The organism is Hydrotalea sp. (assembly GCF_049968455.1).
GTDB lineage: Bacteria > Bacteroidota > Bacteroidia > Chitinophagales > Chitinophagaceae > Hydrotalea.
Window position 1 is genome coordinate 12413 of the sequence record NZ_JBMFQT010000004.1, and the last position, 17199, is coordinate 29611.

The 17199-nt window shown below is 32.0% G+C and carries 9 protein-coding genes; 5 read left to right on the top strand and 4 right to left on the bottom strand.

Annotated elements, in window-relative coordinates; all coding sequences use genetic code 11:
- Positions 1 to 51: 51 nt before the first annotated feature.
- From ACP5P5_RS03675 to ACP5P5_RS03690, 4 genes are all read right to left on the bottom strand, one after another.
- On the bottom strand, positions 52 to 1161 hold the full coding sequence (locus ACP5P5_RS03675; protein WP_428284760.1) for an acyltransferase family protein: 1110 nt from the start codon (positions 1159 to 1161) through the stop codon (positions 52 to 54).
- A gap of 1 nt (position 1162) precedes the next feature.
- A complete protein-coding gene (locus tag ACP5P5_RS03680) occupies positions 1163 to 4471 on the bottom strand; it encodes a VCBS repeat-containing protein (RefSeq protein ID WP_428284761.1) in 3309 nt (1102 codons plus the stop codon).
- A gap of 87 nt (positions 4472 to 4558) precedes the next feature.
- Positions 4559 to 6193 carry a SusD/RagB family nutrient-binding outer membrane lipoprotein gene (locus ACP5P5_RS03685; protein WP_428284762.1) on the bottom strand — a complete coding sequence of 545 codons (1635 nt, stop codon included), beginning with the start codon at positions 6191 to 6193 and terminating at the stop codon, positions 4559 to 4561.
- 19 nt (positions 6194 to 6212) lie between these two features.
- Positions 6213 to 9251 carry a SusC/RagA family TonB-linked outer membrane protein gene (locus tag ACP5P5_RS03690; protein ID WP_428284763.1) on the bottom strand — a complete coding sequence of 1013 codons (3039 nt, stop codon included), beginning with the start codon at positions 9249 to 9251 and terminating at the stop codon, positions 6213 to 6215.
- Between the two features lie 372 nt (positions 9252 to 9623).
- Between ACP5P5_RS03690 and ACP5P5_RS03695 the strand changes: the two genes are divergently transcribed.
- The 5 genes from ACP5P5_RS03695 to ACP5P5_RS03715 all read left to right on the top strand — a co-directional run bounded on the left by ACP5P5_RS03695 (position 9624) and on the right by ACP5P5_RS03715 (position 17193).
- Positions 9624 to 11000, top strand: coding sequence for a Gfo/Idh/MocA family protein (locus ACP5P5_RS03695; protein ID WP_428284764.1), 1377 nt, complete (start codon positions 9624 to 9626; stop codon positions 10998 to 11000).
- 83 nt (positions 11001 to 11083) lie between these two features.
- Positions 11084 to 13276: an alpha-N-acetylglucosaminidase gene (locus ACP5P5_RS03700; protein WP_428284765.1), complete on the top strand. Its 2193-nt coding sequence runs from the start codon at positions 11084 to 11086 to the stop codon at positions 13274 to 13276.
- Between the two features lie 35 nt (positions 13277 to 13311).
- A complete protein-coding gene (locus tag ACP5P5_RS03705) occupies positions 13312 to 14328 on the top strand; it encodes a LacI family DNA-binding transcriptional regulator (RefSeq protein WP_428284766.1) in 1017 nt (338 codons plus the stop codon).
- 91 nt (positions 14329 to 14419) lie between these two features.
- Complete coding sequence (locus ACP5P5_RS03710) at positions 14420 to 15499, top strand: phosphotransferase enzyme family protein (protein WP_428284767.1); 1080 nt, start codon at positions 14420 to 14422, stop codon at positions 15497 to 15499.
- 14 nt (positions 15500 to 15513) lie between these two features.
- Positions 15514 to 17193, top strand: coding sequence for a GMC oxidoreductase (locus tag ACP5P5_RS03715; RefSeq protein ID WP_428284768.1), 1680 nt, complete (start codon positions 15514 to 15516; stop codon positions 17191 to 17193).
- Positions 17194 to 17199 lie beyond the last annotated feature (6 nt).

A 17199-nucleotide genomic window follows, 5' to 3' on the forward strand; every position in this document is an offset into this window, starting at 1 on the left:
TTACTAAATTAATACATATTATATATTTTATATTTTATACACATAGTTAATTTATAATTTAATGAAAATCTTTTTTTTGTACAACCAATTACACAAGTACCAATAAATAAACCACACAACTAATGCATTAATGAAGTAACTAACAGGTTGTGAAATATGCATTAGTTGAGCAAATCCACCAACAAAAATAAAAGTAGTGGGTCTTAACCACTGGTAACCAACAGTTTCAAAAAAGAGATAAATAAAAATTGCATTCATACCAACCGGTATAATGCTCCATGTATACTTTTTATGATTTTTTATGTCAACCCACCAATAAAGTATTAATAATATTAACAGTACCCAACCAAATGAGACCAAAACAAAAGCAGCAGTTGCAATACGCTTAATAATAAGTGATAAACCAATAAAATTGAGCAAATAACCCGAAATAATGGCTGCAACAGCAAAACTTATTAATGGAATTAAAGCAGTTTTTTTATTTTTTTTCTCCATCAAATATTTGCCAATGGTAACTCCCCACAAAGTGTGAGCTGCAGTTGGTATACAATTAATAGCCACCCAACCATCGGTATTTATTTTACCCATTAATAAAATATCAATATAACTTCCCAAATTCTTACCTTCAACAAAAGGTAAATTAAAAAAAGGTATTTGAATGAAATGATAAGCAATATCGTTAACAGCAATCAATAAAATACCTACTAATATTTGTACAAAACAAGAAGCATTTATGAATAAATAGGAAATTATAGTTGTAACAGCCAATTGGGTTAAAACATTCCAGAGTTCAAAAACAAGTTTGCCGGCATAAACACAATGTAAACCAGTACCTAATAAAAACAATTTTAAACTTCTGATGAGAATATGTTTAAAATTTTGTTGCCAAGAAATACCGAGTTTTAATTTTTGTGCATATGAAATATACATTGCAGTGCCAGCAATAGTCATAAAGGCAGGCTGAACTAAGTCCCAAAAATGCAAACCATGCCAGGGGTGATGAAAAAATTGTTGATTTAGATTGTTTAACCAATAAGGAATTGATAATTTTTGTAAAGATGAATAGAGGGTAGCACTTTCACCGGCTAATAAAATCATAATAAGGCCACGCATAACATCAAGTGAGATTAGCCTATCTGTTTTATTAAGGAATGTGGACATGTTAATGATTGAATTTTAAATCAATTACAGAAGTATCATTTGAACTAACCAATATATGTTGTTCATTGCCTATATGAATAATTGCATTTGAGCGAACATTCGTTCGAATTTTTAATCCTGACTTATATTGAGGTACATATGTAAAATTCCCTTTACCATCGCCTAACAATAAAATACCATGATTTGCATCATACCTACCAAACTTAATTCTTGTGTAGGTATTATTTCCTGTTAATAAAATGTCCTTAATTCTATCTTTATTAGCATCTAATACTGTTATGCCAAATATAGGGGCGTACTGTGCCTCAATCGGAAGGGTATGCAACTGAAAACCATCTTTTCCCTTATTTTCTAAATAAACAGTTGCCATATTATTACAAATTAATTGATTAGCATCTTGCAACTGTTCTTTTGAAAATAAATCGGTTATAGTGGCATTTGCATAATCATGGTATTGTAAAAACTTGTTTTTAAGTGAAGGAATTTGTTCAGTAATATCATCTTTTGAGAAAGCTGGATAAGAAATTCCATTAATGTAATAACACAAAATTGGATCAATGGATCCATTTCCATCAAAATCTTTATAATAAAGTTCCATAGGTGTTTTGTCACTTACCTTAAATTGTGTATTATATCCATAGTTACCAATAATTAAATCCATATCACCATCATTATCCATATCAGCAACTTCAATTTTATTCCACCAACCATTATTAGGGAAGTGAAAATATTGTTGAGAAGCATCAGTAAATTGTCCATGCTGATTTATATATATTTTTAACGGCATAAACTCTCCTACTACAATTAAATCGGGTAATTTATCACCATTTACATCTAACCATGTAGCATCAGTTACCATTCCAATATATTTTAAATTAGGTGGTGTAACATCTGTAAAATGACCTTTTCCATCATTTAGCCAGATAGCACTGTTAGGTGTTTGAGGATATTTACCAGGAATAACTCTACCACCTACAAATATGTCTAAATCGCCATCACCATCAATATCGGCCACCTTTACAACACCTGCACAAATTTTAGTATTTGGCACAGAATTAATATTTTTTTTAAAAACGCCATTCCCCATATTTAAATATAACCTACACTGCAGCAATGTATCATTTTGAGGTAAATGATATCCGGTACTTGCTACCAGTAAATCAGGCAATCCGTCACCGTTAGCATCAAAAAAAACTGCTGATGCATCATCATAAAATTTATCTTTTTCAAAATCGGGTACTATAATTTTTTGAAGTAAACCATTTTTTTGTTGAAGGAATAATTGACCGGGATGTAATGGAGAACCTCCTAAAAAAATATCCTCTAAACCATCTTTATTTACATCTGCAACAGCTAAACACGGCCCCTGATGAGAAAGAAAATTAGGCAAAAGAGGTTGAATAGAAAAATCATTAAAATCGTTTCCCTTATATTTTATTTGTGATAATACATTTTGTGTAAAAATTGGAACTGAATTAGAAATTGTTTGGTTATAATGATATACATTATTTGCCTGATTTAAGTGAAACTGTATAGTTTGATTGGCTTTTACATTTTTTATTGTTTGCGTAGCATCAGATGGCCATATAACCACAACTGAATCAATAATTGTATGAGAACCAATACCGAAATTAAGAATAGGGTCGCTGGAAGATTGAAAACCTCTTACAGGAAATGCTTCTTGATAAAAAACTTCATTTTTACAATATAATTTAACTTTAGCACCAATACCATTTATATTTTTGTTATCACCCTGGAGTTTTACTTTTAAAAAATGGTTGTTGGTATTTTTATCTGCATTATTTTTATAAACAGAAGCTATATCATTTGTATTATTCATTACTATATCCATATCACCATCATTATCTAAATCAACATAAGCAGCCCCTGCAGATACTGTAGTTTGAATAAGCCCCCATTGATTATTTATTTTGGCAAATGAATCATTTCCTACATTTTTAAAAATGTAGCTATGTTGTTTATTTTCAGGCATTTTTTCAATGAATGTTTTTACAGCATCTTCTTTGTTTAAAATGTTATTTTTTGAGGCTTTATCTGCAGAAAACTGAAGAAAATCCATATCAGTATAATCCTTCACATAGCCATTGGTTATGAGTAAGTCTTTTTTACCATCATTATCAAAATCTGAAAATAAACCCGACCAACTCCAATCAGTATTGGAAACTCCGGCCAATTGTCCAATTTCAGAAAATGTACCATCACCATTATTTTTTTGCAACATATTTCTACTATACTGGTAGTAAAATCCTCTATTAAAAAGAAGTTGAAATTTGTTATAATTCTCTGCACCGCTATGCATTTTTTGCGTATAGTTATCTTCCGGCAACATGTCTAATGTTAATAAATCAATTAATCCATCATTATTATAATCAGCAGCATCGGAACCCATTGAATATAAAGAAACATGATCCATGCTTTGTTTTAAATGATCAGTAAATGTTCCATTACCATTATTTAGAAAAAGATAATCTGGCTCATTAAAATCATTTGATATATATACATCAGGCCATCCATCATTATTAAGATCAGATATAGCTAACCCTAAACCAAAAGTGTATACATTAGAAGTAATACCGGCTTTTGCAGAAACATCTGTAAAAAAAGGATGCTTTAATTGTTCATTCCAATCGTTCCGATATAGCTTGCATTCAAATTCTGGAATTGATTTGTTTCTTAGTTGAGGATTTTCTATTGCCCCTGTTGTATATTCATGTAAAGAATGATTTATCAAAAACATATCTAAATCACCATCTTTATCATAATCAAAAAAAGCAGCCTGAGTAGAATAACCTGTGTTATCTAACCCATATTCTTGCGCTTTTTCTGTAAAAGTTAAATCACCATTATTTATAAAAAGTAAGTTTCTTCTCATTTTAGTATTTATATCAGCGGAGCGACAGATATAAATATCTAATTTTCCATCACCATTAATATCGACCATTGTAGCACCTGTGCACCATCCTTGCATGGAAGCAATCCCACTTTTATCTGTAATATCTTCAAATTTAAAATGCCCTTTATTTAAATATAATCGATTTTTTACCATATTACCGGTAAATAAAATATCAGGAAGCCCATCATTATTAATATCCCCAATTGCAACCCCTCCGCCATTATAGAAATAAATATAATTTAATATATTGAAGGATGATTCATCAAACAACTGGTTATTAAATTGAATATTAGTATCATCGGGACTTAATTTTGTTAATAACTTATCTGAATTTACTCGACAACTACCTATAACCAAAATAATACACAATAGGAATAAATATTTAAGTGAGTGCATAGGTTCTATTTAAGCATTAAACTTACGCTTTATAATAAAGGATTCCATCTTATAAAAGATGGAATCCTTAAAATAGAGCTAAAAAAATTAATTTTTATCCCACCAGAGTGGTGTGGTAACTTTATCTGGACCACCTAATAAATTAACTGCTTTGGTTACCTCGGCACCATTGGTTTGGTATTCAGATAATAAGAAAGGAATTCTTCTAATCCATTGCGTAGAGGTGTTTGTAATATCCGGATTATCGGAGTTAACTACCGGATATAATTTTAATACATGGCTTCTTCTATAATCAGCCCAAGCCTCTTGCCCATCGGGGTATAATGCCAACCATTTTTGTGTCATAATTTGTTCTAATTGAATAGCCGGGTTAGATGTATTAAAAAGAACAGGAATATTCGTCATAGGTGGCGAATTTAAAAAATCACCGGGGGCAATTGGAGTAGCAGTACTATTAATATAATTATTAATAACCGTAGCATCTGTAATGCCCCATTGATTAAATGAGGCAGTAATGCCCTGATTGTACAATGTTTGAGGAGTACCCCCCATGTTCCATCCCAACATTGCCCCTTCTGCTCTAAGAAAATATACTTCGGCACTGCACATAATATTTTGCCGGGTAGACAAAGAGGTAGCTGAACCGGTCACATTTCCATTGATATCAGTAACATTGGTTGAAGACCATCTTTTACCAACATGTGAATTGTTATTATAATTATTGGCAGGCTGTGTTAATTGGTTTACACTTAAACCATTTCTCAATCCATCATACTGATTGGTATTTACTGCTGGAAGAAAATATTCCTGCATTCTGGGATCATTATAACCCTTTAATACTGATTCCATAGAAGCACTCATTCTAAACTCATTCCAATCCGACATAATAGACAAGCCATTACCGTCATTTCCCTTTGTACTCCTATTTACAAGTGCATCATCGCCACCCGGGTTAGCTGTTGGATCGGTAATAGGAGCACTAACAGTCATAACACCACCTGCATAAGCAGCTTCGCCTTCAATTTTAGCTCTTGCAGGATCTACTTTTGAAATACGTATGGCTAATCGTAAACGAAGTGAATTAGCAAACTTAATCCAATGGTCAACATCTCCACCATATATTAAATCATAACTTCCAAAATGATTTTCTCCATGGTGTTGATTGAGTACTGCTACAGCAGTAGCCAAGCGTTTAAAGAAATCGTCATATATTTTATCTTGCGGGTCATAAGGAACGGATGGCGTAGAAACCTTGCCTGCCTGAAAATATGGAATGGGCCCCCAGTAGTCCGTAACTCTGTGAAAAGTATAAACCCACCATATGCTAGCCATAGCATATTCAGCAGACATAGAATCTGTATTTGCAAAAATAGTTTGCAATTGTGGCATTACATCTGTGTACATAGGGTCGAATGCAGCACCTACCCAATCTTGCCTTATTACTAATCTGTCAGAAGGAAAATAAGTAGCCTCACAAGCAAAATATTGCGCATATTGATCTGCAAATAAATTTTGAGCTACTTGATAATTATACATATCATGCGGTGCGGCAGAAAGTGCTTTAGAAAATAGAAAGGGCAATTCTGCAGGGCCTACTGTGGCTATTGTATTTTTATCAGTATTAATTGACTTAAAGTCTTTCGTACAGGCACTGATATTGACAACCAATGCAAAAAACAATAAGTATAAACCCGTTTTGATATTGATATTTAATTTGTTCATAATTATACTTATTTAATGTTTAGAAGGTAAGTTGTAGATTAACACCAATCGATCTTGTTGCAGGCAAAGTACCATAAGTAATACCTTGATAGTTCCCATTGCCTAAACTCATATCAGGATCAAATGTCATTTTACGCTTTCCTAATCCTGGTATACTTAATAATGATTCTCCGCGATATAACCAGAATAAGTTACGGGCAACAGCAGAAACTCTTGCGCCTTTAATGAAAAGAGTATTTTTTAAAGGGATATCATAACCTAAAGTAAGTTCACGAACTCTGAAACTGGTTGCATCATAAGCAAAGAAATCACCAACCCCATAACGTTTTCCGGAAGCAGTTTGCCAAAATTGTTGTGCAGTAATACTGGTAGTAACTGGATTGCCATTGGCATCAACACCACCTAAACTCCAACCACCTTCTCTGTATTTTGCAGTTGCTGCTGGAATACCACTGAAGGCTAAATTCATTTCAGTACCATCTACAATTACCCCCCCAATTCTTCCATCTACTAATATTCGCAAAGAAAAGTCTTTGTACCTGAAGGTGTTGGTTAATCCTAAATTTTCATTGGGATTAAAGTTGCCAATGTAAGCTTGTGCATCACCTGTTTGATAAGAAGTTAAAGGTGTACCATCCGCATTTACCTCATATCGGCCTTTGGCATCTTTCAACCATTTAAATCCAACCAAATCGCCATATCGGCCTCCTTCTTGTATTTGCATGGTAGCTGCTCGGCTATCACCAAAATAAACTGTTTTCAATTCAGGGCTCAGACTAATTACTTTATTTCTGTTTAAAGCAAAGTTCAAAGCAACATCCCAATTAAAGTTTTTTGAATGTATAGCATTAGCATTTAAAACTAACTCAATACCCTGATTTTGGATATTACCGGCATTAATATATTGTGTACTATACCCCGTTGAAGTGGGTAAACCAATTTGCAATAATTGATTAAATGAGTTGCTTTTATAATAGGTTAATGTAAATCCCCATTTATTTTTATTAAATCTGGCCTCAATGCCTGCTTCAGTATTTTTAACTATTTCAGGTTTTAAACCCGGAATTGGCAAAGTAGTACTTCTGCTTAAAAACCCATTACCGGCACCTTGGCTATAGCTATAAGTACTAGTTAATAGACCAAATTGGCCTCCGTTACCTACCTCGGCATAGTTTAAATTAGCTTTCAAAAATGAAATATAATCCGGAAGATTAATCAAATCAGAAAGTAAGGCAGATGCACCAATTGAGTAATATTGATATGCATATGGAGCAGGCAATCTTGAATCCCAATCATTTCTAATACTAGCATCTAAGTAAATAGCATCTTTGTAAGAAAAGTTTGCTTGAGCAAAAACAGCTTGTGTTTGCACTTCGGTTCCCGTTTGGTATGAAGCAGGATTAGTTGCATAATTTAAACTAAATTTATTGGTAACGTTTAATCCATTTGCAATGCCCTGCACTAAATCAAATTTATTATCCTGATAAATGGCTCCAAAATGATAGTTAGCTTTAATATTGTCAGAAATTTTATTGCTACCATCAAATATTGCATCAAACCATTTTTGTGTTGTTACTAAATTTGTTTGAGAAAAATACCCTCCGGCCTGGTTTGCCCATAATAAAGTACCTTGCGCATATTGCTCTGTTAGTTTATCTATACTTCTATCTAGGTTAGCTCTGCCTGTTACACTTAACCAAGGGGTTAATTGGTACTTAGCAGATAAAAAACCCATAATCCTATCGCGGGTTTCATTTAAAGCAGTATTATTAATAATCCAATAAGGATTTTGATAAATAGAAGTTAATGTAGAAGGCCAAGGATTTGGGGAAGCAACTCCCACATTATTAATACTTTGATACTGTTGTGCTTCTGCTAAACTTACATTTCTTGGTATTTGAAAAATATCAATTACGGGTGAATTCTCTTCGCCTGTACGTGGTTTATTTTTAATATCTTGATTAATATAAGTTACTTTAGCATCAGTAGAAAATTTAGAACTTATTTGATTAGTAACCCTTAATGTAACAGTATGACGTATCAATACATTTTTAGGCACAATTCCTTGAATTGAATTATTAGTATAAGAAAGATAAGTTTGAGCCTTTGAATTTCCACCAGAAACACTAATTGAGTTATTTAATCCTAAACCTGTTTGAAAAAAATCTTTAATATTATTAGATTGAGGATTATATTTTTGTGTTTGGCCTAAAAAATTGGTAAATGACTGACCAGTCATTTTAGCACCCCAACTATCGCCAAACAAAGAATCAACATATACATTATTGTTGCCTTGTCCATATATATTTTGCACCTTCGGTAACGAAAAGGCAGATTCAAAAACAGCACCTGAATTTACATTTACAGAAATTTTATCCTTTGAGCCTTTTTTTGTTGTAATAACGATTACGCCATTACCTGCCTGACTCCCATATAAAGCAGCAGCAGAGGCTCCTCTTAAAACTGTTACAGATTCAATATCGTCAGGATTAATATTAGAAGCACCATCAGAACCTTGTATTGAACCAAATGTACCGCCAGCAGCACTATAGGTGTTATTTTCAATGGGTACACCATCTACAACAATCAGTGCATTATTATCTCCTTGAATAGAGCGATTACCTCTTAAAACAATACGAGCACCACTGCCAGGGCCACCTGAACCTTGATTAATTACTGCATTTGCAATTTTACCTTGTAAAGAATTGAGTACATTATCTGATGCACGAACGCCTGTAAGTTCAGATACTTTTACATTTTGTGTAGCATACACCAATGTTTTTGCCTGCCTTGTAATACCCAAGGCCGTTACAACTACATCTTTTAACTGACTTGAGTCACTTCTTAATTCAATTGTTAAGAAGTTTTCATCTGGCTTTACATTTACTTCCTTCCTTATAAAACCAACCGAAGTAATTTCTAATTGCACCCTTCCATCAGGCACTTTTAAAGAAAAATTTCCATCAGCATCAGCAGCAGTTCCCTGCGTTTTGCCTTTGATGAGAACAGAGGCTCCCGAAATGGGTTTCTTGTCCGAATCAATAATCTTTCCCGTCACTGTTCTAGTTTGCGCATTTACAGTAGAACTTAGCAAGAACGCGAAGAGAAAGCATAGAGAGAAGCTAAATTTCCTCATAACACAGTAGTTTTTGTTAAATAATAATAAAATTTATCTAATTTAAATAAAAAAAAATAAAAAGTTTGAATTCCTAATTGCACAAACGTTTGCATGTAAAATGCCAACCAACTCACAAACTCTTTTATTTAATTCCATTCGCATTTAAAAAAAATTATGTTTTAGAAAGAATCTTGTTATTCCTGTTTTAGATGCAAAAATTTATCAAAAAACTTCCGCTAACGTTTGCATGCTCTACATGAAAGAATTTGGAATAAGTTTACGCTATTTATTTAAAATCAAAATACGATTGCAATGTATAACCGCAGAAAATTTATTAAAAACGCCACTTTGACTGGTGCAGGAATTACACTTTTTTCCAACCCTATTTTTTCATTTGCATCCATTAAAAAAGAAAAAATAAATATTTCAATAATTGGGGTTGGAGCAAGAGGAAAGTTGCATTTAGAACAAATGCTAAAAAGGAATGATGTTAACGTGATAGCAATTGCAGATCCAGATGCAAATAGTATTGCTACAGCTCAAGAAGTAATGGCAAAATATGGTAAAAGCCCAGTTAAGGCATATGGCAATGGGCCAAATGATTACAAAAGGCTTTTAAATAGAAAAGATATTGACGCAGTTATAATTGCGTCACCATGGGAATGGCATATTCCGCAAGCTATATATGCCATGCAAAACAAAATTGCAGTTGGTTTAGAAGTATCCGGAGCATTACATCTTCAAGATTGTTGGGATATTGTAAATACTTATGAGAAAACAAAAACCCCTGTCATGATTTTAGAGAATGTATGTTACAGAAGAGATATTATGGCCGTTTTAAATATGGTTCGTAAAGGATTATTTGAAGATGTATTGCACGTAGAAGGAGGTTATCAACATGATTTAAGAGCAGAATTATTTAATACCGCAGACAAATGCTGTTCTGGCGTAAATTTTGGGCCTACAGCAAAAGGTTCAGCTAAATGGAGAACTGAATATTATGTTAAAGAAAATGAAGACAATTACCCAACACATGGATTAGGTCCAGTTGCAATGATGATTGATATAAATAGAGGAAATAGACTAACCAAATTATCTAGCATTGCAACACCTGCAAAGGGCTTTAATAGGTATGTTGCTAAAAATCCGTTAGGTGGGCCTAATAGTCCAAATGCAAAACTAAAATTTAAGCAAGGAGATATTGTAACTACACAAATACAAACGCACAATGGTCAAACCATTGTTTTAACATTGTCTACCTCTTCACCCAGGCCTTATAATTTAGGCTTTAAAGTACAAGGTACAAATGGTATATGGCAAGAATTTTCTGCAGGCCAATTTGATAAAGGTTTGATATATTTTGAAGATAAGAGCCCCGCTGAAAGTTGGGAAAATCCTACAAAATATATGGAAGAATATGACCATCCACTTTGGAAAAAATATGCAAATGAAGCAGTAGGCTCTGGGCATGGAGGAATGGATTTCTTTGTTGATAATGCTTTTGTAGAATGCGTAAAAAGAAATATAGATTTTCCTTTAGATGTTTATGACTTAGCCACCTGGTATGCTATAACACCAATCAGTAGAACCTCTATTGCCCAGGGTGGAACTTTACAAGATATTCCAGATTTTACAAAAGGCGCATGGAAAACAAGGAAAAATACTTTCGCTATTAACGACGATTATTAAATACTTTCCCAGTTTTTTTCATAAGGCAATTAGTTCCGTTATTTCTATTTCGGAACTTTTTATTGTATAAAACAATCACTATAATGAAAAAGTTATATTTATTTATATCAATAATAATACTATCTCAACATCTTAAGGCCCAAAACAGAGAAGCCATCTTACAATTAATTAAAAGAACTATTCCGGAGAAAGCATCATTTTTTGATGTTGAATACAAAAAAAAATTATCCGGAAACGATTTTTTTGAAATAACTACAAAAAAAAATAAGATACTTCTAATTGGTAATAACAATGTAAGTATTGCTAGTGCATTGTATTATTATTTAAAGAATATAACACATTGTAGTATTAGTTGGAATGGCAGCAATTTAAAATTGCCCAAAATACTGCCAAAGTTGGCAAAGAAAATTACATGCAATACTCCTTATCAATACAGATATTATTTAAATTATTGCACCAATAATTATACCATGACGTGGTGGAATTGGGAACGCTGGGAAAAAGAAATTGACTGGATGGCTTTAAATGGAATTAATATGCCACTGGCCATTATTGGACAAAATATAATTTGGCACCAATTATACAGATCGATGGGTTTTAGCGAAGCTCAATTAAAAGATTACTTTACAGGTCCAGCTTATTCTAGTTGGTTTTGGATGAACAATATTGATAAGTGGGGTGGGCCATTGCCTTACAGTTGGTTAAAAAAAATGGAGATACTTCAAAGAAAAATATTAGAAAGAGAAAGAGCACTTGATATGATGCCAATACTACCTGCATTTACAGGTCATGTACCTAATTCATTTAAGAGTATATACCCAAATGCAAATATAAAAAAAGTAAATTGGGGCCCTGGTTATGATGATGTATCAATACTAGATCCTAATGATTCTTTATTTAAAATTATAGGCACAAAATTTTTAAAACTGCAAAAAAAAATATTTGGCACCAATCATTTTTACTCAGCAGATACCTTTAATGAAAATATTCCTCCTACTAACGACTCTTTATACTTAAATAATTTAAGTACAACCGTATACCAAACAATGGCAACTGTAGATTCAAATGCCATTTGGGTAATGCAAGGTTGGCTATTTGTAAATGCCCCGGAATTTTGGCAACCTAAACAAATTAAAGCTTTATTGAACGGAATAAAAAATAATAATATGATTATTTTAGATTTATGGAGTGAAACAAGGCCTATCTGGAACAAAACAGAAGCATATTATGGAAAAAAATGGATTTGGTGTATGCTGCATAATTTCGGAGGAAACATTGGCATGTATGGGAAAATGGACACAGTGGCTATCTTACCCTCAAAAACATTAAAAAACCCACTTAGTAAAAACTTAAGTGGAATAGGATTAACTCCGGAAGGTATAGAACAAAATCCTGTAATGTATGCACTAATGCTAGAAAATATTTGGCGCGATGAACCTATCGAACTAAACAATTGGCTTAAAAACTATGCAACAAATAGATATGGAAAAACAAACAATCAGATAGATAGCGCTTGGCAAATCCTTAGGAAAACAGTTTATAATGGTGGAGATACGGAGGGAGCACCTGAATCAATTATTACCGGAAGGCCTACACTGAAAAAAGATGCTATATGGACTTACACAACCTTACATTATGATCCAAAAAAACTTCTACCGGTATGGAAAATTTTTATTGAAAACATAGCGCAATTAAAAAATAGCGATGGATTTAGATATGACCTTGTAGATATTACAAGACAAGTATTAGCCAATTATGCAGATACTTTACAACAGCAAATTGCAATATCATTCAAAGAAAAAAATTTAGAGCATTTTAACCACCTCACAGTAAAATATTTAAACTTATTAGATGATTTAGACAATTTGTTACAAACAAGAACGGATTTTTTGTTGGGTTCATGGATAAATAATGCCAAAAAAATGGGAAATACAAAAAATGAAAAATTAATATTTGAAAGAAATGCCAGAAATCTCATTACTACATGGGGAGATAAAAATTCAGGAACACATGATTATGCTAATAAACAATGGGCGGGTTTAATAAAAGACTTTTACAAACAAAGGTGGCAACAATATTTTCAGTTTTTAAAAGAGAATTGGGATAATTATGACGAAAGTTTGAAACAAAATGAATTTGAAGAAAAAATCAAAGACTGGGAATGGAAATGGGTTCTACAAAATAATAATTACAACAATAGTACTGTAGGAAGCAGCATTAAAATAGCAACTAATTTATTTGAAAAATATTACCCGTTACTATTACAACAATACTAAAAAATTTATTTATATTGTAATAGGAAAATTCAATTATGACAAAAGGAATGCCTACTATAAAAGAAATAGCAAAAAAGCTAAATATATCATTTTCAACAGTTTCCAGAGCCTTACACGATCATCCAAGCATAGGCTTGGGAACAAAACTTAAAGTAAAAAAACTAGCTGAAGAAATGGGTTATGAACCTAATCAAACAGCGGTTTTTTTACAACAAGGTAGAACTTTTACTATTGGAGTAATTTTGCCACACTTAGCAGAGTCCTTTTTCCCTGCTGCAATAAGTGGAATTGAAGAAGTAGCTATAGAAAATAATTATGTGGTATTATTAGGGCAATCACTAGATAGCATAGAACGTGAAATTATGCTAGTTGAATCAATGCGCAAACATAGGGTTGATGGTTTAATAATTTCAATGGCAAAAAATACCAATAGCTATGAACATTTTGAAAAACTAAAAATAAATAATATCCCAATTGTATTTTTTGATTGTATACCTAACATGAAAGATATACACACAGTATCATGTAACATGATATCAGGTAGTATTCAAGCTGTAAGTTATCTTCTAAAAAAAGGACATAGAGTAATTGGTTTAATTAATGGGCCTGAAAAACTGACTGCATCAAAAGAAAGATTAGATGGCTATCAAAAAGCTTTACTCAAAAACAGATTAAAATTTGATCCATCACTCGTAGTTAATTCAGATTTAACAAAAAAAGGGAATATAAATGCATTACAAAATATTCTAAAAAATAAAAGAAAAGTAAGCGCAATTGTTGCTTTTCATGATAATTTGGCATTAGATATTATGCAGGAGTTAGAAAATATTAACAAAGAACATAAAATTTCCATAGTTAGTTATGCGAATTTGCCAATGATGCCATTTTTAAAATATAAGCCCGATGCCTCGGTAGAGCAGTTCCCATTTTTACAAGGGAAAAAAGCTACAGAAATACTGTTAGATATAATAAATAATAAGTTTAAAGAAACAATTGAGAATAATGCTTTTTATAAAATAATATTAGACTCGAAACTAATAGAATACGATTAAAATGAACATATTTAAATTTTTTACACAAACGTTTGCCAAGCAAATTCTAGTTTAATCGTGGTAAATTTAAATTCATTACAAAGTTAAAATAATGAACGATTTAGCACATGTATTACTAGTATTAAAGGAATTAAATTTAGAAAATGAAATAGTAAAAATTCAATCCTTTGGAAGTGGGTTAGTAAATAATACTTGGTTAGTAAATCTTAAAACAAATAAGATTATAGTTCAAAGAATTAATAAAAATATTTTTAAAAACCCAGAATACATAGATCACAATCTTAACATACTTGCAAATTATTTTTCAGAGAATTATCCTGAGTACATATTTACAAAGCCACTAAGCAACCCATTTGGCAAAACCCTTTTTTATATTCAAAATGAATATTATAGGGCATATGAATATATTAATAACTCATATTCTTATAACACAATTGAAAAAGAAAATTTAGCATATGAAGCTGCAAGGCAATTTGGAAAATTTACAAGCCAATGCACATGTGTAGATATTAGTAAAATAAAGCCAACTATACCAAATTTCCACCATCTTACTTTAAGATATCAAAATTTTGAACAAGTACTTAGAAAAACAAAAATTGAAAAGAAAAAAGAAGCAAAATATCTAATTCAAAAAATAGCGAATAAAAATTATTTAGTAGAACATTATAATTTGATAAGAACAAAAGAAAAGTTAAAATTAAGAATTATTCATCATGATACTAAAATAAATAATGTTTTATTTGACGTCAATAATAAAGCCATTTGCATAATTGACTTAGATACTATTATGCCCGGCTATTACATAAGTGATGTTGGTGATATGATGCGAACATATCTATCACAGGCTGATGAAAATGAGATAGATACCACTAAAATTAATATTCGTTCTGAATATTTCAAAGCAATAGCAGAAGGATATTTAGAACAAATGAAAAATTCATTAATAGAAGAAGAGTTAAACGAATTTGTTTTTTCTGGTGAATTTATGATTTACATGCAAGCTGTAAGGTTCTTAACCGATTATCTAGAAGATAACAAATATTATGCTACAAATTATCCGCTTCAAAATTTTGATCGGGCTAAGAATCAAATGGTATTACTTGAAAAATATGAAGAAATGATACCATATTTTAAAAATTTTATTAGGAATAAACTTTATTATATTTTATAATAAATTAAATATTTATGGAGAACAATACTTTTGATGCTATTGTAGTTGGAAGCGGAATTTCAGGTGGTTGGGCAGTTAAAGAATTAACAGAAAAAGGTTTAAAAGTATTATTACTAGAAAGGGGGAGAAATTTTGAACATATAAAAGACTATGTAAACGCTAATAAAGAATTTTGGGATTGGCCACATAGAGGAGAGAGAACGCAAGCTATGATAAAAGCCTATCCGGTTTTAAGTAGAGATTACCTAATGGATGAAAATATTATGGACTATTGGCCAAATGAACAAGATTGTCCCTATAAAGAAATTAAGCCCTTCGACTGGTTTAGAAGTTATCAAATGGGAGGAAGATCAATTATGTGGGGGCGACAAAGTTATCGTTGGAGTAATTATGACTTTGAAGCAAATTTAAAAGATGGAATAGCTATTGATTGGCCAGTACGATATCAAGAAATTGCGCCATGGTATGATTACGTTGAAAAGTTTGCAGGAATCAATGGATCGAAAGAAAATTTACCACAATTGCCTGATGGAATTTTTCAACCTGCAATGGAAATGAATATTGTTGAAAAACAGCTTTCACAAAAATTAAAATTCTATTATTCAAATAAAAGAACAATGATCATTGGTCGTTCAGCTAACCTCACCATTAATTTGCCAGGACGAACTAAATGTCAGTATAGAGATAAGTGCGCACTAGGATGCCCATTTGGGGGCTATTTCAGCACACAATCGTCAACTCTACCAGCTGCATTAGCAACCAAAAATCTTACAATTAGAGTATGGAGTATTGTAACTAGAATATTATATGATAAAGACAAAAAAAAAGCAACAGGTGTAGAAATAATTGATGCACTAAATAATAAAACCTATGTATTCAATGCCAAAATTATCTTCTTAAACGCTTCTACACTAAATAGTACTTGGATACTCATGAACTCAGCTAATGAAATTTGGCCCGAAGGTTTAGGAAGCAGTTCTGGAGAATTAGGACATAATCTGATGGATCATCATGTTGGCATTGATGCTTCAGGAGAAATAGAAGGATTTGAAGATAAATATTATTACGGAAGAAGGGCTAATGGAATTTATATACCACGTTTTAGGAATTTATTCGGGGATAAAAGAAATTATTTACGTGGATTCGGCTATCAGGGAAGTGCAAGCAGAGAAGGATGGAATAGAGATGTTGCAGAATATTCTATAGGAATAAATTTAAAAGAAAACTTATCTGAACCCGGCAAATGGAAATTTGGTATAGGCGCATTTGGAGAAATGTTACCCTATCATGATAATAAAATTATGCTAGATAAAAGTAATAAAGACAAATGGGGTTTACCAATTTTAGCAATTGATTGTGAAATTAAAGAAAATGAATTTAGTATGCGAAAGGACATGTTAAATGATGCTGCTGAAATGCTAGAAAAAATAGGTGTTAAAAATATTCAAACTAACGATAATGCTGGGGCTCCTGGAAGAGCCATTCATGAAATGGGTACTGCAAGAATGGGTTCTAATCCTAAAAATTCGGTACTAAACAAATTCAATCAGGTTTGGGACGCCAAAAATGTATTTGTAACAGATGGATCATTTATGGTTTCGTCTGCATGTCAGAATCCATCATTAACCTACATGGCGTTTACTGCAAGAGCAGCTAATTATGCAGTAAACGAATTAAAAAAAAGAAATTTATAAATTAGT

What these genes read in the sequence shown, in the direction of transcription:
- ACP5P5_RS03685 (WP_428284762.1), bottom strand. Translation starts at nt 6,193, where the DNA reads ATGAACAAATTAAATATCAATATCAAAACGGGTTTATACTTATTGTTT.
- ACP5P5_RS03675 (WP_428284760.1), bottom strand. Translation starts at nt 1,161, where the DNA reads ATGTCCACATTCCTTAATAAAACAGATAGGCTAATCTCACTTGATGTT.
- ACP5P5_RS03715 (WP_428284768.1), top strand. Translation starts at nt 15,514, where the DNA reads ATGGAGAACAATACTTTTGATGCTATTGTAGTTGGAAGCGGAATTTCA.
- ACP5P5_RS03705 (WP_428284766.1), top strand. Translation starts at nt 13,312, where the DNA reads ATGACAAAAGGAATGCCTACTATAAAAGAAATAGCAAAAAAGCTAAAT.
- ACP5P5_RS03680 (WP_428284761.1), bottom strand. Translation starts at nt 4,471, where the DNA reads ATGCACTCACTTAAATATTTATTCCTATTGTGTATTATTTTGGTTATA.
- ACP5P5_RS03700 (WP_428284765.1), top strand. Translation starts at nt 11,084, where the DNA reads ATGAAAAAGTTATATTTATTTATATCAATAATAATACTATCTCAACAT.
- ACP5P5_RS03695 (WP_428284764.1), top strand. Translation starts at nt 9,624, where the DNA reads ATGTATAACCGCAGAAAATTTATTAAAAACGCCACTTTGACTGGTGCA.
- ACP5P5_RS03710 (WP_428284767.1), top strand. Translation starts at nt 14,420, where the DNA reads ATGAACGATTTAGCACATGTATTACTAGTATTAAAGGAATTAAATTTA.